At 52.3% G+C, this 18837-nt stretch carries 16 protein-coding genes; 4 read left to right on the forward strand and 12 right to left on the reverse strand.

Annotated elements, in window-relative coordinates; translation table 11 throughout:
- Nucleotides 1-72 precede the first annotated feature (72 nt).
- Both CO251_RS03235 and CO251_RS03240 read left to right on the forward strand, forming a co-directional pair.
- Complete coding sequence (locus tag CO251_RS03235) at nucleotides 73-888, forward strand: lipoate--protein ligase family protein (RefSeq protein WP_103374374.1); 816 nt, start codon at nucleotides 73-75, stop codon at nucleotides 886-888.
- On the forward strand, nucleotides 872-1300 hold the full coding sequence (locus CO251_RS03240) for a peptidylprolyl isomerase (protein ID WP_103374375.1): 429 nt from the start codon (nucleotides 872-874) through the stop codon (nucleotides 1298-1300). Before CO251_RS03235 ends, CO251_RS03240 begins: the two co-directional genes overlap by 17 nt.
- Before the next feature lie 448 nt (nucleotides 1301-1748).
- Here CO251_RS03240 and CO251_RS03245 read toward each other — a convergent pair whose 3' ends face one another.
- A complete protein-coding gene (locus tag CO251_RS03245; RefSeq protein WP_103374376.1) occupies nucleotides 1749-3743 on the reverse strand; it encodes a S9 family peptidase in 1995 nt (664 codons plus the stop codon).
- Between the two features lie 376 nt (nucleotides 3744-4119).
- On the opposite strand from CO251_RS03245, the gene CO251_RS03250 reads away from it, so the two are divergent.
- On the forward strand, nucleotides 4120-5580 hold the full coding sequence (locus CO251_RS03250; protein WP_103374377.1) for an MFS transporter: 1461 nt from the start codon (nucleotides 4120-4122) through the stop codon (nucleotides 5578-5580).
- Nucleotides 5581-5588: 8 nt separating this feature from the next.
- Here CO251_RS03250 and CO251_RS03255 read toward each other — a convergent pair whose 3' ends face one another.
- From CO251_RS03255 to CO251_RS03300, 10 genes are all read right to left on the reverse strand, one after another.
- The gene (locus CO251_RS03255; protein WP_103374378.1) at nucleotides 5589-5852 is read right to left on the reverse strand and encodes a hypothetical protein; all 264 of its coding nucleotides are present in this window, start codon (nucleotides 5850-5852) and stop codon (nucleotides 5589-5591) included.
- 213 nt (nucleotides 5853-6065) lie between these two features.
- Nucleotides 6066-6857: an SDR family NAD(P)-dependent oxidoreductase gene (locus tag CO251_RS03260; protein WP_103374379.1), complete on the reverse strand. Its 792-nt coding sequence runs from the start codon at nucleotides 6855-6857 to the stop codon at nucleotides 6066-6068.
- A 30-nt stretch (nucleotides 6858-6887) separates the two neighbouring features.
- Complete coding sequence (locus tag CO251_RS03265) at nucleotides 6888-8018, reverse strand: hypothetical protein (RefSeq protein ID WP_103374380.1); 1131 nt, start codon at nucleotides 8016-8018, stop codon at nucleotides 6888-6890.
- A 52-nt stretch (nucleotides 8019-8070) separates the two neighbouring features.
- Entirely contained in the window at nucleotides 8071-8565 is a 495-nt protein-coding gene (locus tag CO251_RS03270; protein WP_103374381.1) for an NUDIX hydrolase, read from the reverse strand.
- A 61-nt stretch (nucleotides 8566-8626) separates the two neighbouring features.
- Nucleotides 8627-10273, reverse strand: coding sequence for a methylmalonyl-CoA mutase (locus CO251_RS03275; RefSeq protein ID WP_103374382.1), 1647 nt, complete (start codon nucleotides 10271-10273; stop codon nucleotides 8627-8629).
- 116 nt (nucleotides 10274-10389) lie between these two features.
- On the reverse strand, nucleotides 10390-11463 hold the full coding sequence (locus tag CO251_RS03280) for a Glu/Leu/Phe/Val dehydrogenase (RefSeq protein ID WP_103374383.1): 1074 nt from the start codon (nucleotides 11461-11463) through the stop codon (nucleotides 10390-10392).
- Between the two features lie 91 nt (nucleotides 11464-11554).
- Nucleotides 11555-12424, reverse strand: a complete 870-nt coding sequence (locus tag CO251_RS03285) for a coenzyme F420-0:L-glutamate ligase (protein WP_103374384.1) — start codon at nucleotides 12422-12424, stop codon at nucleotides 11555-11557.
- A 234-nt stretch (nucleotides 12425-12658) separates the two neighbouring features.
- Nucleotides 12659-13561 (reverse strand): class I fructose-bisphosphate aldolase, encoded by a 903-nt coding sequence (locus tag CO251_RS03290; RefSeq protein ID WP_103374500.1) that lies wholly within the window; start codon nucleotides 13559-13561, stop codon nucleotides 12659-12661.
- 225 nt (nucleotides 13562-13786) lie between these two features.
- Nucleotides 13787-15208: a zinc ribbon domain-containing protein gene (locus CO251_RS03295; protein WP_103374385.1), complete on the reverse strand. Its 1422-nt coding sequence runs from the start codon at nucleotides 15206-15208 to the stop codon at nucleotides 13787-13789.
- Nucleotides 15168-15815 carry an IS607 family transposase gene (locus CO251_RS03300; protein WP_103374386.1) on the reverse strand — a complete coding sequence of 216 codons (648 nt, stop codon included), beginning with the start codon at nucleotides 15813-15815 and terminating at the stop codon, nucleotides 15168-15170. Before CO251_RS03300 ends, CO251_RS03295 begins: the two co-directional genes overlap by 41 nt.
- A 185-nt stretch (nucleotides 15816-16000) precedes the next feature.
- On the opposite strand from CO251_RS03300, the gene CO251_RS03305 reads away from it, so the two are divergent.
- Nucleotides 16001-17755, forward strand: coding sequence for a M61 family metallopeptidase (locus CO251_RS03305; RefSeq protein ID WP_103374387.1), 1755 nt, complete (start codon nucleotides 16001-16003; stop codon nucleotides 17753-17755).
- Between the two features lie 2 nt (nucleotides 17756-17757).
- On the opposite strand, the gene CO251_RS03310 is transcribed toward CO251_RS03305, so the two are convergent.
- A complete protein-coding gene (locus CO251_RS03310; protein ID WP_103374388.1) occupies nucleotides 17758-18732 on the reverse strand; it encodes an NAD(P)/FAD-dependent oxidoreductase in 975 nt (324 codons plus the stop codon).
- Nucleotides 18733-18837: the final 105 nt, after the last annotated feature.

Consider the following 18837-nt stretch of genomic DNA (forward strand, 5'->3'; position numbering starts at 1 on the left):
TGCTCCCGCCGCTTGTTTCAAGTACCATGAACAAGGATAGCCCCAAATACGGCACACGGGAAAGGACACGGTATGCACGACAAAGTCTCTGCGCGATTCATCGATATCCGCCCCACACTAGATCCCATTCTCTTTCAACGCTCGCCCGTGCTGGCCGAAGTGATGGGACAATATTCTGCCCGTACCCAGCGTTGGGGTGTTATGATACGGGAACATAACCCATACCTTCTTCTCGGTCCAAAAGACCGGCGCCTACCTCATCTCGATGAGGCTATCCGTTGGGCAACCGAACAAGGATATCCTGTATTTATGCGGGTCGGTGGCGGCTCTGTTGTCTTATTGGATCGTCAGTGTCTAAGCTTTGCCGTGTCCATGCCGTGCCGTGATCTCACGGTGTGGGAGCAAAACTTCCGTATTATGGCTCAGCCGGTCATCGACGCCCTTACTCAATTCGGAGTGGCTTGCCGTTTTGGACGTGCGGAAGGGTCGTATTGTGAGGGTCCTTATGACCTCGTGACGTTAGACGGTCAAAAGATTTCGGGAATTGCCCAAGCGATTCGAGGCGGGTCAGCCCTCGTCTCTGGGATGATTCTAGTCAAACAAGATCCCGTTCGCACTACGGCGCTGATCCAAGAATTTTACCGACGTGCCGGTAGCTCTCAAGTATTGCGAGATTCTGTCGTCACCGCGATAGACCGTCTGCCCGGATTTGAGAAGGTGTCCGTCGACGATGTTCACGATGCCTTGATCAAGGGGTTCTCGCAAACCTTCGACCTAGCATGGCAGCCCTTTACCCCTGAAGAATGGGACACGGCCGCCAATCTTGTCACCGGGCGGTTGGTCGCGGATATCACAAACAAGGAGACAAGCGATGCATACCACTATTGAAACGGATAAGGGGACAATGATTCTCGAACTCTACCCCAACGAAGCGCCAGGAACGGTCGCCAACTTTGCAAAACTCGCACAATCGGGATTTTATGACGGGCTAACTTTTCACCGCGTGATTCCTAACTTCGTCATTCAGGGTGGGGATCCTAACGGGAACGGAACGGGCGGCCCTGGTTACACCATCAAATGCGAAACTGAAGGCAACCCCCACAAACACTTGCGCGGCTCCTTGTCCATGGCCCACCGTGGCAAAGACACCGGCGGTAGCCAGTTCTTTATTTGCCATAGTCCGCAACCACACTTAGATGGTGTCCATACCGTCTTTGGTCGCGTTACAGAAGGCTTTGACGTGTTGGACAACATTCGCCAAGGCGATCATATGATCCGCGTTACCATTCAGGAAGACTAAGACCGCATAATGACCGCCGCCTATTCCCAGCTCTGATGCGTAATAGGCGGCTATTTTATATGCGCCATATGGATCACTAGCGGGGAAATGAGTTGGACTTGACACAATTTCGTGTCTTGCTGCGTAGCCCGCGTCGCGATAACTCTGGGTGACGAGGATGCAGGTACCTTGGGGCCTTTCGTGACGTTTCAACGCCACTCCTAAACACTAGAGAGCTATCACCCCCGAAGATCGCCGCTTCTTAGACGCTTGGCCGAGGACTTTGCCTATCCGTGGCGTGCCGGTGTCTAGAATGCCCGCAGCGCAACCATCCACAATAAAGGGGAGAACCCGAAGGTCATCCCCCGCATTGTCTCTCTAAGGCCCCTTCAAGGCGTAACCATGGCGCCTTGTTTCAAGCCTCCATAGAAGCCGCGGCATTGCCATAGGGGCGCTTTAAAGCGGGCCACTAGGCCATGAGGTGTTGATTCACCCATTGACCAATTTGTTCAAGACGAAAAATCCGGTGCCATGGTTTTCCTTGGCGGCTCATGCCATGAGATTCGTCAGGATACAGAACCATCTTGACCTCTTTTCCCAAATATTTTAGAGCATGATACAACTGTTCGGCCTGTTCTACCGGCAAACGAAAATCATTGAGCTGATGTTCAATTAATAGGGGGGTATCAATCTGCGAGGCATACCGTAAAGGTGATTGTTGCCAATAAGGCGCTGGATCCTCCCACCATGGCTTGTCTCCATACTGGGGCACCCGTAACCAGCCCAAATCACTGGTACCCATCGCACTGAATCGATTGACAACCGAGCGCATGGTCACCGCGCACCGAAACCGGTTCGTATGGGAAATCACCCAGTTGACCATAAACCCACCGTAACTTCCACCTAAGATCCCGAGACGACCCGCATCGATGACCGATGCATAGGGATGGGCTATTGCCGCGTCAATGATAGCCATTACGTCCGCATAATCTTTATCGCCCCATTCTCCCACAATACTACGACAATAAGCCTGTCCATACCCCAATGAGCCGCGAGGATTGCCAAAAATCACCGCATATCCTTGCGCCCGCAGCCACTGCAGCTCAAAATTGAATCGGTGCCCATACATGGCCATTGGTCCGCCATGGACCTCCAGCACCGCTGGGACTTTCTGTTGAATATTTTCGGGCAACAACATCCATGCTGCGACAGATGTCCCGTCCGCACTCGTTACGGAAAGAGCCTGTGGTTCTGCCAATTGATACGCAGGCCAGGGCATGGCCACCCGCAGCATCGGCTCAATCCCCGATTTCTGACCGACCAGTGAAAGAATTGAAGGGCAACGATCATCCGCGGAGAGCACGACGACTCCATGTGGATGACGCGCAAAGCTATAAATCACCTTATCGCCCTGCGTCAGCGCCTTAGGAGGACCTCCCTCCAAACTAAACGCCCACAAATGAACGCATCCCTCGCTAGATACACTCATGATAACCGTTGTGGCGTTTGCCATAACTACCGGATTATCCCAAGCTAACCCAGCCACATCTGTGACACTATGATCACCAACCGGCCGATCTAATTCACGAGATAACGGCCGTAGGATCTGCTCATCCTGATCCCACACATAAAGTTCTTCATTCCCATAGCCATAGTCATTAGGATTCGCGGCCGTAATGACCAACTGAGATGGACCAGCGACAACAAGACGGGTGATGGCCAACGATAAATCCGTCACGCGTTCCGTTGTCAACGTGTCGACATGACAACGAAAGATATCCTGCACCCCAGGATTGCTATCAGCCGTGTCACGAGGACGCTGCAGGTAGTACAGGTCAGAACCGTCTTTCGAAAACGCCAGGCACGACGCACTTGAAATTCCAGCCGTTAACACCACAAAATAGGGCCTATCCATGTCAACTAGCACAACCCGCTGAATCGTATGATTGAAATAACCCATCCCGTCGTGCTTATAATACTGGTCGGTGATGACCATGACATCCCGGGTAGCCCCATACCGATGCCCGGACCTTTCCCCATCATCACGCGCTAACTCCACCTCGGACTCGATGAGTCCCCGAAACGTAGCGGCCACGACGGCGATCTGGCGCGAAGAAGGATGCCAGATAAATTCGCTGACTCCCCCTTTAAACCTTGTAACCTGTCGAGGTTCTCCTCCGGTGGTTGACATCACCCAGACCTGACGACTGCCCGACCGTTTCGAAATAAAACCCAGCCAAGCACCGTCAGGCGAAATTTGAGGGGCTATATCAGAATCCCCCGTCGTAAAAGGCACCGGGGAAGCCCACGTGGCTCCGCCATCTAGCGGCTCGGTTCTCATAATTTGGTGACAGACACGGTTTTGTTCTGCATCAAAATGCGACTCCACCATATAAACCCGGCCTTGTGGGTCGCTTACCGCCTGTCCCCATGTTTTCAATAAGAGAAGATCACTGCTGTCCATCCCAACCCTCCTACTTAGTTGAGGCCCGTACAGATCTCAAACCTACGAGTCATGAACCATTTTTGAGCCGATCCCCCGACGTCCCTTCAAACAGGTCACCTCAAAAACACTTTTTGCAAAAATCCCCAATCGCTCCTGTCATTTTACACCTTGTCGGTCCTAAATCGTTGCCGACAACGACCTGGATCTAAAGATCATTCGATCGTTCATATCTGGTGCCTACGCCATGGTATCAAGTTTTCAAAACGCGACAAAGCGAAGGAGTCAGCTCAATATACTGACAGTTGCATTGTAAAGTAACTTTTAGTATGGTCAAGGCATACTTCACCGTATTTGTTGCATCCTGTCATTGAACAGGTGACACAAGGAGGATCCCATGGCTGTCTCATCACATGCTAAACGCCAACAACCATTGACCGGTCGAGCTCTATGGCTTAGCTTTGCCGCCGCCACCACCGGTACCTTTATGGTTAATGTCGATTCCAGTGTCGTCAATGTGGCACTCCCCGTCATGCAGCATCAATTTGTCCTACCCATCGGTACTTTGCAATGGGTTGTCACTGCATATTTATTGACTATTACCGGCGTTTTGCCCGTTATGGGACAAATTGCAGACCGACTTGGCCGCCGAGAAGTCTTTATTGTGGGAACTGCCACCTTTATTGCTGGATCTCTTTTATGCGCCTTGTCGCCAAACTTTCAATGGCTCGTCACAGCTCGCGTATTTCAAGGGCTCGGAGGGGCCATCATTATGGCCAATGTCATGGCGATCATCGCATTAATCTTCGCCCCCGATCAACGAGGCAAAGCACTCGGATTAATTGGGTCTGTCGTGGCTGCTGGAACCCTGGCTGGCCCTCCCTTAGGTGGTGTGCTCACGGCCGCATTCGGGTGGCAAAGCATTTTTTGGATTAACATTCCCTTTGGTTTATGGGGCTTATGGGGATCGTATCGGTATCTTCCCCGCTTTCCACGCGACGAGAGCCTGAGACGTCAGAAATTTGATTGGCCAGGCGCTTTAGCCTTTGCGTTCACCACATCACTATTGCAATTTGGACTCGCCAATTTGCACAATTGGTATGGATTGCTATTTATGGTGTTGGCCGCCATAGCCCTTGGTTTATTCATCATGGTTGAATCACATGGCGACCATCCATTAGTACCACTGGGCCTGTTTAAAGTGAAGCCCTTCTCTATGAATATGATCGCCGGTATTTTTTACTGGATTTTAATGATGTTTCCCGCTTTTCTCTTGCCGTTTTTTCTCCGCGACGAGCTGCACCTATCCGTCGGAGTTATTGGAGTCTCTCTTTTTCCTCAAGCCCTTACCATGATCATTGTCTCTCCTTGGGGAGGAACCCTTGCGGACAAATACGGCGTGCTATTGCCCGCCCGGTTAGGTCTGGCCATTTTTGCTGTTGTCAACCTAGGTTTAGCGCTTATTCCTGGCCATGCCCCGTTATGGTGGGTCTGGGCGCTGCTCGCTGGTCAAGGCATAGCTGCTGGCCTCTTCTCATCACCGAACAGTGCGGCAATCTTAAATTCCGTGCAAAAACGCGATACGGGACTCGCCTCGAGTCTAATGGCGACGGAAAGAAATTTAGGCCGCGCCATTGGCGTCGGCCTTGCCACAGAAACCTTATCTCTCATTTGGGTCCTCATAGGTATCGGACCGTCTCCATCGCACACAAATCCCCATTACAGTACATGGTTTCTGCTCGGATTTCACGGGGTATTCTGGGTGGCCATCATCTTTTCGTTCCTGGCCTTTGTTACCACAGTAAATCCAGACACCTCACCGCACCCCCGCATGCCCGGACGAGGCGGCTCACGTTGAGCCGCCTCCTAATCCGCATGCAGCATTTTCGCTTTATGGTGCTTTAAGCGTTTGCGTGCCTGAAGGCGACTACGCCGCGATTCTGTCAGCAACCGAATGCCAGGGGGGTACAGCCGGACAAGCACAGCTTGCGGCACCATCACTTGTAAATTCCCACACAAGGTACATTGCCAGCCATGGACCACGGTGATCGTGGCCCTCTGTCCTTCGACTGTTAAAGGTCCAGTAGTAACCATTTCTTCTGATCCACAAACCGAACACCGATCATCCACAATCAAACCCTCCCATTTCATTCCACAGGTTTCAAGTTATTCACAGTAAACTTCCACATACCGCAGAGCTTTTCCTGCCTTTCTTACTTTCCTTTCCACAGTTTTTTCACAACGTTATCCCCATTATATCCACAGACTTCGACAAGAGTGAGCACCTTGGCTCACTCAATACCGTAGAACTCTGTGAATTCTGTCGGGAGATTATCCCGGAGATTATGCAAGACCCCTGTGGGCACCGCCATCAATGTCGATACTAGTACCCGTGATAAACCCTGCCGCATCCGACATGAGAAAGACAATTAAAGACGCCACATCCCATGCCGTCGGAAGACTGCCCAAGGGCGCCCCTTGGCGCATTTCAGCTAGAACCTGGGCCGGATCTTTATGCGTTCTGGCCGCAATTCCTCTCGCCATTTCTACAAGCAAATCGGTATCAGTCGCTCCGGGATTGACATTAACCACTCGGACGTGGGCACTCTTCGCTTCGTCCGCTAATACCTTGCTCACCGCGCGCAAAGCCCCATTCACGGCACTGGCCACAGCGAGCGTTGGATTGGGATCTTTGCCCGCTACCCCTACCAGATTAACAATCACCCCGCGCCGATTCTCCATCATTTTGGGCAAGACAGCGCGCATCATCGCCAAATACCCCCAGAATTTTAGGGAAAAGTCCTGTTGCCATAGTGTCCACGAAGCATCAAGGGCACCGGTAATAGAGGCTCCTCCGGCCCCATTGAGTAATAACGTTGGAACTCCTTCCATAACCCTCTCGGCGTAAGCCACCACTTCACCCGCCGCTGTGGGCTGATCTGTCAGATCGGTGGCAAACCACCACGCCTTACCCGGCCCTAACGCATTCAGCGCTACCGTGCTTTGAGCCAAAGTCTCTGCATTGCGGGCCACCAAAAGGACATCGTGCCCACGGGTCACCAATTGTTCAGCCACAGCCCGACCGATACCGCGGCTGCCACCCGTAATAATTGCGCGGTCATTGGTCTGTTCCATGGTCCACCCCCTGCTCGTGATACCTCCACTTTATGCTGGGGCGGGTGTCTTTATGAACTTGGTCCATGCGTCGGCTGATGGGAGATAAAAAGCTAGACCATATCCCTGTCCGACCACAATGACCCCCGAGGGGGTGGATATAACGGGAAAAATAGGAGGTTGTCCGTAGAGGAGAACGGGAGAAAAATTGCTAGAAGGCACGACATCAAGAACATCACGAGCAAGATTCACGCGACCAATCGCCACTTGGTTGACGCCAGCATCCCACAACGTGACGACCGCTTCGTGGGGCGTCACCCAGGCAAGACGACTGACCCCTCCCGCAAATAACTGTGAATTCCCAGGAACAGCCCAGCTAGAGGGTATTATGGTGACAGACGTATCATGTGCTCCAATTTTCATGACTTGGTTAGCCGTTTGAGGGAAAGCACCAGGCCCTGCAATTAATGCCAAGACCTGTGGGGTTGAAGAAGAAAACTGGGGAGAGGATAAGGCCACAATGGGCCCATCTGCTGACGTCTGGGTTAGCACGCGACCCTTTTGCCATAACATAACCACATTGGGATGGTCTTCGGCTAACCACACCCCGTCACCGGGTGCAGGTTGCATGGCTACGACTTGTCCCGTGATTGATGGCAAGGGATACAAGGACACCTGCTGGCCGTATGTGACAGCCATTTCCCAGCGTTGATGGCCCATAGGAAGCGCAGCGTAGACACGGGATGCAGACACAGCCATGGCTGCTGGCGTGAGGAGTCCATGGACAGACAATGTTTGTTGGCCACTCACATCGCTAAATTCATCAAGCCCTGCTGACTTATGTTCAACCGCAGTCTGACCCTTGATCCCCAACGCTGAAGCAGAAGCCGCGTCATATGCTGTTTGACGCACTGCACCGCTGCTCGGCTGCCAGCTTATCATTGTCAGGGCTCCTGGCACATTGCTCCAAAAAGCTTCCGCTCGAATGGTTCCAGTCGGTGTTAAAGCCAATCGCCCGACATAGCCTTCTAGTTCTGGGCTAATGGGTTGTAAGGAGGTCGCTGCTATCCCTGGATAAGCCGGAGGCATCCGAACTGATAGCGTTGGCGCGGGTGGTGTCCCACAACCCGCAAGCGCACCCAATAGCCCCACGATGCCCAGCCTTTTAACCCATTTTGTCATTGTCGCATCACCACCCGTTATTGTGCGACGTTTCGACATTAATCGCAAGCAATTAGGCTTCTAGATGCTGATAGTGGCGGTAAGCTTGCTCAATTAAGGGATACTGTGATGGCAACAACCGATCGGGCAGTTCAGTAAAACCAAACCAACGTGATTCCATAATCTCCCCGTCTTTCGAACTTTTAGACACCGTTGGCTCCGACACCTCCGCCCAATAGCCGATTTCCAGATGACGGTGATGTGGCACACCTGAATAGAAATACTTCAAATGCTCAATATGCAACCCCGTTTCCTCAAAGATTTCCCGACACGCGGCCGCCTCGGGCGTTTCTCCGGCATTGACCCAGCCTGTCAGCAAACCCCATGGATAGCGAGGACGATAGCTATGGCGCAACAACAAGATCTTGTCATCGCGCCACAGCACTACCACGACGGCCACTAAGAATTTAGTTTGCGTTAGATACATTAAGAACTGAACCAGACGTTTTGGCAGCATTCGCCCCACTACAAAGAATCTCAACCGCTGCCACGCCTGCTTAAATCGCATGGCGCCACTCCGTTCTGGGACTTAAAAGGCGTCGTTTACTTAATACAAGGCCCATATCGTCTTAGAACACAGGCCGCTCTCGCCACGTGCCAAAAACTGACTTCATCACCTCGACAATCTCACCTTCGGTACACCCAGCCCGAACGGCATCGATAATGGCAGGCATTAATGGCGCCGACTCCGTGGCACACGCCCGTTCAAGACTGGACAATGTTGACCGTACAGCGGCGGCATCCCGCTGCTGTTTCCATGCCTGAAGGCTTTGAACTTGCTCCCGTTCGACCGCTGGGTCGATGCGCAAAAGGGGAATAACGTTTCCTTCTTGAGGCTCCACAAATGCATTAACCCCCACCATAATCTGCTCGTGATTTTCTAATTCTTTTTGATAACGGTAGGCGGCATCCGCGATTTCTCTCTGCAAAAAGCCATTCTCAATGCATTCGAGAACGCCACCTTGATCGTGAATGCGCTGGAAATACTCTTCCGCCAGCTGCTCCATTTGGTCTGTCAAGGCTTCAACGTAATAAGAGCCTGCCAAAGGGTCCACGGTATTGGGAACACCCGTCTCATATGCCAGAATCTGCTGCGTTCGCAGAGCAATCTTCACAGCCTTCTCTGTTGGCAACGATAACACTTCGTCCATAGAATTCGTGTGCAGTGATTGCGTTCCTCCCAATACCGCCGCCATCGCTTCATATGCCGTCCGCACAATATTGTTCTCAGGCTGTTGGGCGGTTAAGGAACAACCAGCCGTCTGCGTATGAAAGCGCATGGTCCAGGACTTGGGATTTTTCGCTCCATAAATTTCTTTAAGATGGCGCGCCCAGATTCGGCGAGCCGCACGAAATTTTGCAATTTCTTCAAAAAAGTCAATATGGGCATTGAAAAAGAAGGAAAGACGTGGCGCAAATGCATCGACATCAAGGCCAGCGGCTATACCGGCTTCCACATAAGCAAATCCATCCGCTAAGGTAAAGGCCAGTTCCTGCGCAGCCGTCGATCCCGCTTCGCGAATGTGATATCCACTGATACTAATGGAGTTCCACTGAGGAACATGAGCCGTCGCATAAGCCATCATATCCACGATAACGCGCATCGACGGTTTGGGAGGAAAAATCCACTCTTTTTGTGCAATGTATTCTTTTAAAATGTCTGCTTGCAACGTCCCTCGCAACTGATCCCAAGCCACGCCTTGGCGTTCTGCAGCCACCAGATACATTGCCCAAATAATGGGGCCTGGCCCATTGATCGTCATCGACGTCGACACTTTGTCCAGTGGGATTCCCTCAAACAAACGCTGCATATCGCCGACATGATCAATAGCCACACCTTCCCGACCTACTTCTCCTAAGCTGTGCCCGTCGTCCGAATCGTAGCCCATCAACGTTGGCATGTCGAAAGCCACGGACAATCCCGTTTGCCCTTGTTCCAAAAGATAATGAAAACGTTCATTTGTTTCACGTGCTGTTCCAAATCCGGCAAATTGTCGCATGGTCCATACACGTCCACGGTACATGGTCGGATGAATCCCTCGCGTAAAAGGATAAATACCGGGTCGTTCAGGGCTTATGTTGACATCTTCTGGACCATAGACCTCTTTTACCGGTAATCCAGATAATGTACGAAACTCACGATGCCCCTGATAGGGGTCTCCAATCGGTGCCGAACGCAAGGTTGCTGAATGATGGTGAAATGCCTCGGTTGCCATGATAGGCTCCTTTCCCGTTCTCAATGTCCCTCCGTATCTACAGCACAGTTTATAATTTCCATCTTACACAGGGAGCTTAGGGGTTGCAATCCGGTTTTTCCTACCCTCCGTCGTGATCACGAGGGGCGTGTAAATATGCGCCGAATCGCATGGAGCATATCAATGCGTTCTTCAACAATGGCCATTGCCACTTCCACGGTCGATAAGCCGCTCTCATCTGAGCGCCGAAACACTTCGCTTAATAACGGGGAAATATCTTCAATCTGCCGTTTAGCCCGTTCCTGACTATAGCCCTGAAGCTCAGCAGCTCCTTGAATAAGGCCGCCGGCATTTACAATAAAATCGGGGGCATATAAAATGTTCCGCTCACGCAACGCACGCCCCATTTCCATGTCCTCCAACTGATTATTGGCAGACCCAGCAATGATGTGGCATGCCAATCGGTCGATCGACCCGCGGTTCACGACATTGCCCAAGGCACAAGGTGCTAAAACATCGCAAGGTGTTTCTAAAATTGTCCAAGGATCGGCAGGTTCTATGTTCAGTTCCGCTGAGGCTTTGCCGACGACATGCGGGTTGATATCCGCGGCTATCACATGCGCCCCCTCCGCCATGGCACGGCGGGCGAGTTGATAACCTACTTTGCCTAAGCCTTGGATGGCCAATCTACGTCCCGTCAACGACGGCGAACCAAATCGGTATTCCAACGATGCCCGGATAGCGGTGAGCACTCCCTGCGCCGTCATATCACCAGTGTCACCGGACCCTCCATAAGCTTTTGGCAAACCAATCACATGATGAGTCTCTTTAGCTACCTGGACCAAATCTGATTCATTGATGCCAACATCTTCCCCGGTAATATACCGACCTTGAAGGGTTTCCACAAAGCGGCCGAATGCTCGCAGAGCTTCTGAAGTTGACCGATTCACCGGATCTTCCAAGATGACCGCTTGCCCGCCGCCGAAATCGATACCTGCTGCGGCGGCCTTATACGTCATGCCTTCGGACAGCCTGAGCACATCCTCAATGGCGGCATCTTCAGACCCATAGGGAAACAGCCGACACCCGCCCAAGGCCGGTCCCAAAGTCGTGTCATGGATAGCAATAATCGCCCGCAATCCTGTACGCCTATCGAAGTTGAAAATCACTTGCTCATGCCCTTGCTGCGCCATAGCCTTAAAGATATTCATTGAATTCCCCCTTGTCGGCAAAAACGCTCCACGCTTCTTCTATGACTTTAGCGACAAAGGACAGGCATTGCAACCAGTAACAATCCGCGTTCTATCTCTTGGTTTTGGTTGACGCCACCTCATCGTCCGCCCAAATAAGCCCCCCTAAACCTTCCCCCGGTATCATGCCCACAATCCCCCCCTCCTCGTCGCCAATCTGTGCTGTTGGCCATGCGGTGCGCCGCTCAGCGACAGCCTGTGGCCTTAACACGGCCAGAGGAGTGCGTTGCGCACCTTGGCCCATCGGATTATCACGCAGAAGACTGCGCACCAATTCTTTGTCGACCCGCGCTGATGCTGCCAAGACTTCCGCCCCGATATCATTGACATCAACAATGGCCACCTGTGTATGCAAAAGTTTAGCTAATCGGTCGGCAATTTCTTGTCCATGCTCTGGTGCTAAGACAATATATTCGTTATACGGCGGAATGGTTGTTGGCCCTGGCCCGTCAATCGACGCCACTTCCCTCCCCGCAATCCGGTAAAAGTCTCCCGAACGTCCCGTCAGACGATCAAAGGCCCCGGCAGTTGCCGCCGCTAAAATGCGCGGCAGTCCCGCCTCACGAATCGCCATCTCCATGGTTTCGGGGCGCCGCAAGCCCAACCCGTATCCAAGCTGGCGCACATGCCGTGACAACCATCGGGCCATCCACCGCGGCTTCACTTGATTTAGCAAAACCGCCCGCCCTTCGGCAATCGCTACCACCTTTTCTCCAATCACCACGATATCGCGCGGCGACACTTTCCCCGCAAAATAGGGTACGAGCGTCTTAAGCAAATCTTCCCCTGGTGTCACCAGATGGCTGCGCACGACAAACCGTTGAAATCGCTGAGAGCCAGCGGTTTGCGTTGGTTTTTGAATCCACGTCCCATTGCCGTCTTCGTTGGCGTGATGTGCATTCTTGTTGACAGACCCTGCCATGATCATCTCTCCCATCGCACGTTTATACCCTTTAACGTATGCGCAACGCATACCCCAGGTACGCCCACAATTGGCGTCATCTTCTACCAAGGCAGATTGTCTTCTCCATATCATTTAAATTCTGGCAACAGGCCGCAACATTTCCGGGGCTCAGCCCACATTCCTTTGTGGAACATCGGAAAAAGGCGCTGACCTTATGGTCAGCGCCTTTTTCCGTTATCTTCTCAAGGAGCATTAGCCGGGATAATTGGCCAACAATTTATGAATCTCCTCAGCTAGTGTCATCGCATCATGATATGACCGTTGCCATACAGTCCGCCCAAAAATCAGTCCAGTGGCTCCACTATCCATGCACTGGCGAGCCTTGGCCAACGTCTCTTCTTCTGACGCTTTCTCCCCGCCTGCAAAGATGACCAAAGACCGTCCACCCGAACGAATAATCTGAGATAATGCGGCATCAAGTGTCCACTCACGCTGATAGGCCTTAGGTGCTTGGCTGAGATCTGCTTCCACATTGGGCACATTGACCTTGATGACGTCCGCACCGAGCTCTTGGGCCGCGCGAGCCGCGTAGTCTATAGCGTAGACGGTGTTCTTCCCTCCCTTCGCCTCGATCGCTGCTCCACGCGGGTAACTCCAGACAATGACAGGCATTCCAAAGCGCTCTGCCTCCGTCCGGATTTGACGAAACTGAGCAAAATCCTCATCTTGCCGGGGCGACCCAACGTATAGGGTGTACCCCACCGCGTCTGCGCCAAGCCGCACCGCATCCTCCACCGATGCGGTCAGAGGCGACAACGGTTCGTTATCGGACGGAATCTCGGTCTTCCCATTGAGTTTTAAAATCAAGGGAACCTGTCCCGCATATTCCGGATAAAATTTCTCAGCCAATCCGATTTGGCAAGCAATCGCGGAAAAGTGCCCGTCCAAGGCTAGGCGAAACTGAAATCCGGGGTCAAGACTTTCTGGCGCCTCTAGAAAATCACGCGGCCCATGTTCCAGTCCTTGGTCAATGGGTAAGATCATAAGCGTCCCATTGGCGGGGCCAGCTCCATAGAGAAGGCGGTATAAGCGCGCCTTTTTTCCCGCATTAAGAGTCAATTGATCAAGATGTGTGCGTATGTCTAGACCTGCCATGTTCGATATGTCAGTCCTTTCTCTTGTCGGTTCCTGTTCTGTCTCCATCATAGCAAACCCTGTAGCAATGGAAAATTCGACCGCCATAACGTACGGTTGACAGAACATTCCCGCCCTATTCCGTTACAAAAAACTTCCCTAAACCTACTCACGGGGAGTTTTCGTCTTATTGTTCGCTCTCTGAACGGCTTTCCACGACAGTCTGCCGTTGCTAGAGTCAGGCCGTTAACGGTGAGTCACATCCTCCACAAGCGATGCGACCTTCACAACCGGCGCTGGGGTTGCCCCCGTGATTTGGGCGTTGCGCTGATCCAAGATCTTTTTAATGGCCTCTTTCGTCATCCACGGTTTGATCTCGGGATCGGTGCTCCGCTTTAAAATCACCTTCGCTGCATTGCCATCGGCGGTATCGACCGTGCCACAAAACACGCACCGGAAATGATCCCCTTTGCGGTTGTCTTTAGCCGTGAAACCGCAATGAGCGCACTCCTGACTCGTATACGCTAACGCAACCGCTTGTCGGCGAGAACCTCTCGCCGTGGTTTTAAAATCTAATCGTTCGGCCAGGACGCTACGCATCCACAAGGACACTTGACGGGACATGGTCTTACCTTGGGCCTTGCCGCGCATATGACTTAAATCTTCGACAATGATCCGTTGCGGTCTCTGTTCCAACACGTCGTTGAGCGCGTGGTTAATTTCCGTGGCAAACGCTGCTCGGGCTTTGGTACGCCGCATGTTTTGTTTCTTCTTGCCCAGATTGTTTCGATGCACTTTCTTGAGGTGTGCCTGGCGTTCTTCTTCACGGACAAGCACTTTATTCTTCGCGGCATCACGAATGTGATTGCGCTTCTTGCCTTTATCCGTCACCCGCGCGTCTACCTTCGCGAGGATGCGCCCAAAGTCAGTGCCATAGCGTCGGTTATTCTGATCGGTATAGACTTCCGTGGTGCCCGCATCTAGCGCAATATTTTTGATGCCAGGGGACATCTTCTTGACGTTGACCTGGGTCATCGTATGAATCTCAAAGTGATCGGCCGCATACATCACGCGAATATTCCCACGGATGCCTGCGTTGCCAAGAAGGGGTAACACGATACGCTGACCTTTGACAAGACTCGTGAGGCTAATATATTGTTTTCCTTTCTCGATGAACACGCGATAGCTACTGTCGTCCAGCATGGCACTATGCCGATTGTGAACCCGCGGTGGGTGCATCAAGGGATTGCGTATCAAGTGGAACAACCACGGATCGTGCCATGCGCCAGACAGCACCTGGGCCAGTTCAGCGTAGGACTTGAACGCCTTAAAGTAGCGGATGCGCGCATTCGCATCCTCCGTGTGGGCGAAGACTTGGCTTTTCCAGTGATTGAGAGCGTTGGCACTCTCCACCCACGCCACCATCGTCGCAACGGCATCGAAAACACATTGATCTTCGATATGAATCGGTAACGTGTGATAACTATACTGACGGGCAAATCGGCGTTTGACCTTGCGCGGCGATTGCCAAATGTGCCAGTTCTTCGTTTTGGCGAGTGCCACCAGGTACGCATCTTTCTGCTGGGCGTACCGGTCGATGAGGTCATGGAGCAAAACGGTTTTGCGTTTATTCGGTTGTCGGGTCAGCCGCCGCCGGGTTCGCATCATCTTGCGTCGCCTCTTTCATGCGTTCAATCAATTTTTTATTCTTGTGGCTCCGGGAACCATACCGTCTCGCGGAAAACACCGTAATGATTTCGAGCACGTCCTGCGTCAGTTCTTCTTCGTAGCACCTCTCTTCTGATGTATTGACGATCACCACTTCGGTGTGGAACTCTTCACAGAGAGCAAAGACCAGTTCTGCGCCGAATCGCAACAGCCGATCTTTATGGGTGACGACGAGCCGTTCCACATCATTGCGCATAATGCGCTGTAAAAGCTCACGCAATCCTTTCTTGTGGTAATTCAGACCGGATCCCCGATCACGAATCACCTCATGAGTCCAGCCGTTCGTTGTGCAGAACTCGGATAACACCATGGCCTGTCTTTCCAAGTCGGCTTTCTGGTCGGGACTCGACACACGGGCATACGCGATGGTCACACGATCTGTTTTGGGCAGGGGATGCACGGCCCTTTGCGTTAACTCTTCAGACCGATACCGGCGATGTCCGCCCGGCGTTCGCTCGGGTTTCAGACGCCCTTCCGCTTCCCAACGGCGCATGGTGCTTTTGGATACCCCTAAGACTTTCGCTGCTTCTTCTAAACTTAATAGCATATCTAAATCATACAGAAAAATATGATTTAGTGGAGAAAAAGCAATATTTTAGTTACTGATTGAAACCCCTATAGAACCCAAGACAACCCCCATAAGGCGGGACATTTTGGCGATTTTTGGGTATCATCAAACTGCGGGTGTCTCCCTCAGTGCACGGCACGCGATCATAAATTCAAGGAGGACCTATGCCAACGACTGCTCCATCGACATTGCGATATCAAATTTCTATGGAAGACCCAGGCCGTCACCGCTTTCATGTCGAGATTACGTGGAGCGGCCCACATCCGATGCCCTTACACTGGGCGTTGCCCGTTTGGACCCCAGGGTCTTATCTCGTGCGCGAGTTTGCCAAAAATGTGAGTCAAGTCCGTGCCCATCACGCAGGACACCCGGTGCGAGTTGATAAGGTGGGAAAGGCCGAATGGTCCCTCGTACCTGACGACGGCTCCGCATCGACATGGCAATTGGCTTACGATGTCTATGCCTTCGAATTGAGCGTGCGCTCAAGCTATTTAGATACCACACGGGGATATTTCAATGGTGCGAACGTTTTTCTTTATCCACAAACTGACGTGCCTTATATGATCGAACTTGAAGTCGTCCCCTTCCCAGGCTGGGATGTTGCCACGGCCCTCGAACGCTCTGCTGCTCCAGGCTTCGTTTTTACTGCGGCTGACTATGATACCCTTGTGGACAGTCCTGTAGAATGCGGAACATTTCGCCGAGAAAGCTTTGAAATGAATGGCGTCCGCCATGAGCTCATCCTGACGGGATTTGACCGAACCAACCTTTCCAACCTTCTGCGTGACCTCCCACGCATTTTAGAGGCGGCTCATGCAGTCTTTGGTGGTCTTTTACCCTACACTCGCTACGTATTTTTGGTGGCGGGGGTTCCAGACCAAGGTGGTGGGCTCGAACACCGCAGCTCAGCCAGTATTATCTTCGATCCGTTACAACTCGATAATCCGGAGCAATATCCGAAAATTTTGGCGCTGTTTGCTCATGAATATTTCCATTTGTGGAATGTCAAACGACTTCGTCCACAGAATTTAGGTTCCTTTGACTATCAACACGAAGTCTACACCCATTTACTCTGGGTACTAGAAGGTTGGACAGATTATTACGCATGGCTATTGTTAGCGCGCTCGGGCACCGTCACCCCAGACATTGTCCTACAACATTTTGCCGAATCCCTTCGAATCTTGGACATGACTCCCGGCCACAAGGTACAGAGTGTGGCAGAAGCGTCATGGGATGCGTGGATCAAATTTTACCGCCCCGATGGAAATACGCCGAACATTACGGTCAGCTATTACCTCAAAGGAGCTTTGGTGGCGCTTTTCATGGACCTCTCTTTGCGGCATGCCACGAATGGCCGTGGAAGCCTTGACACCGTACTGCAAACATTATGGGAGCAATATGGCGACCATGGCTACCCTGAAAATGCCGTGGACCACGCCCTAGAGGAGGTTGGCGGCCCGATCGTCCGCACATGGCTGAGCCGGTGGGTCTATGGTACGGATGATTTAGAAACCGATCTGTGGCCTGAGTTTGGCCTTGCTTTAAAGAAGGAATGGAAAAATCCCCGCATGACGCCCGCTTTTACTGGCCTCATCGTCGAACGATCTGAAACCGACCGTGTCAAAATTAAGTCGGTTCTGCAAGGAAGCCCCGGAGAGGCGGCAGGATTGGCTCCCGGCGACGAATGGATTGCTTGGGATCAAGTCCGCTTGCGTTTTCAAGATCTCGACACACGCTTGGCGCATTGCGTCCCCGGACGCCCAGTCACCGTCACCATATTCCGTCACCAACGATTGCAGATCTACACCCTCATCCCCGAGGCTCCAAAACCCGACAAGTGGGCCCTTGAACCCGAAGCTCAGAGCACAGAAAAGGCCCGCCAACAATTTCGCGACTGGTTGGGAGCCCCTTTGCCGTGATTTTATAAATTCGTTAATTCCACCGTGGAGGCGGTTCGCAGATAATGGCGTGCCGACTCTACGGCCGTAGCCGCTTCACCGAATCCAGCCGAAATCAACTTGACTTTGCCTGGATAACTCACGATGTCGCCGGCAGCAAAAACTCCCGGCAAATTCGTGTGCATCGCCGAATTTACATGAATCTCTGTCCCGTTGCCTTGTAGGTTCCAACGCTGAAAAATTTGCGTCCCCGGCAAAAGCCCTATCGCTACGATGACGCGACTTAAGGCTAATGAGGCTAGAGTCTGTGTCTGGTTATCACGCAGACTAACGGAGTCAATGCCATCGGAACTTCCCTCAATGGCGACTAATTCGTGGCGCGGCAGTAAAGTGACGTTAGGAAGCGCTTGCAACTTGGCTAAACTGTCCGCATGGCACTGAAACGTATCGCGGCGATGAATCATCCAGACTTGTCGGGCCACCTGCGCCACCGCCATGGCCCAGTCCGCCGCGGAATCCCCCCCTCCTACGACCAATACATCGTGCCCCCGAAAATCTTCCAGCGTATTGACAACGTAATACAAACCGTGGCCTTCAAAACGATCGATGGCATCAACATTAAAACGCCTCGGAATAAATTCCCCAATGCCTGCGGTAATGATAACAGTGCGGCCCGAGACAGGTCCATGGTCTGTCTCAATATGCCAAAGACCGCCTTCGGCGGTGAGAGATTGGGCCGTCGTATTCAATAACACGCGGCTGGGATACTGCAACGCTTGTTGCTTCAAAGCCTCCACCAAATTGTGTCCGGTAATCATCGGAAATCCGCCGACATCATAAATGGGTTTGTCTGGATACAAGTGGTCTAACTGGCCCCCAAGACGAGGCAAGCGTTCCAATAAAATCGTGTCCAGATGATGCAGCCCTGTCAAATAGAGCGCATAAAGACCTGTTGGTCCTCCCCCCACGATAAGCACTTCTGCCGAGCTCTCTGCCATGGCGTTCCCTCACTGTTCGTATGCTCGAATGGAAATCCTTCCGAATTCCTTCATCAGTGTATCCACTGGATTTTCTCCTTGTCAAAAATCTTATTTCGCGTTATT

Source organism: Sulfobacillus sp. hq2 (genome assembly GCF_002903155.1).
Classification (GTDB): Bacteria; Bacillota; Sulfobacillia; order Sulfobacillales; family Sulfobacillaceae; genus Sulfobacillus; species Sulfobacillus thermotolerans.

Coding starts and splice junctions, on each gene's coding strand:
- CO251_RS03245 (WP_103374376.1), bottom strand. CDS start 3,743: ATGGACAGCAGTGATCTTCTCTTATTGAAAACATGGGGACAGGCGGTA.
- CO251_RS03265 (WP_103374380.1), bottom strand. CDS start 8,018: ATGACAAAATGGGTTAAAAGGCTGGGCATCGTGGGGCTATTGGGTGCG.
- CO251_RS03240 (WP_103374375.1), top strand. CDS start 872: ATGCATACCACTATTGAAACGGATAAGGGGACAATGATTCTCGAACTC.
- CO251_RS03260 (WP_103374379.1), bottom strand. CDS start 6,857: ATGGAACAGACCAATGACCGCGCAATTATTACGGGTGGCAGCCGCGGT.
- CO251_RS03290 (WP_103374500.1), bottom strand. CDS start 13,561: ATGGCAGGTCTAGACATACGCACACATCTTGATCAATTGACTCTTAAT.
- CO251_RS03270 (WP_103374381.1), bottom strand. CDS start 8,565: ATGCGATTTAAGCAGGCGTGGCAGCGGTTGAGATTCTTTGTAGTGGGG.
- CO251_RS03295 (WP_103374385.1), bottom strand. CDS start 15,208: ATGATGCGAACCCGGCGGCGGCTGACCCGACAACCGAATAAACGCAAA.
- CO251_RS03235 (WP_103374374.1), top strand. CDS start 73: ATGCACGACAAAGTCTCTGCGCGATTCATCGATATCCGCCCCACACTA.
- CO251_RS03305 (WP_103374387.1), top strand. CDS start 16,001: ATGCCAACGACTGCTCCATCGACATTGCGATATCAAATTTCTATGGAA.
- CO251_RS03275 (WP_103374382.1), bottom strand. CDS start 10,273: ATGGCAACCGAGGCATTTCACCATCATTCAGCAACCTTGCGTTCGGCA.
- CO251_RS03285 (WP_103374384.1), bottom strand. CDS start 12,424: ATGGCAGGGTCTGTCAACAAGAATGCACATCACGCCAACGAAGACGGC.
- CO251_RS03250 (WP_103374377.1), top strand. CDS start 4,120: ATGGCTGTCTCATCACATGCTAAACGCCAACAACCATTGACCGGTCGA.
- CO251_RS03280 (WP_103374383.1), bottom strand. CDS start 11,463: ATGAATATCTTTAAGGCTATGGCGCAGCAAGGGCATGAGCAAGTGATT.
- CO251_RS03300 (WP_103374386.1), bottom strand. CDS start 15,815: ATGCTATTAAGTTTAGAAGAAGCAGCGAAAGTCTTAGGGGTATCCAAA.
- CO251_RS03310 (WP_103374388.1), bottom strand. CDS start 18,732: ATGGCAGAGAGCTCGGCAGAAGTGCTTATCGTGGGGGGAGGACCAACA.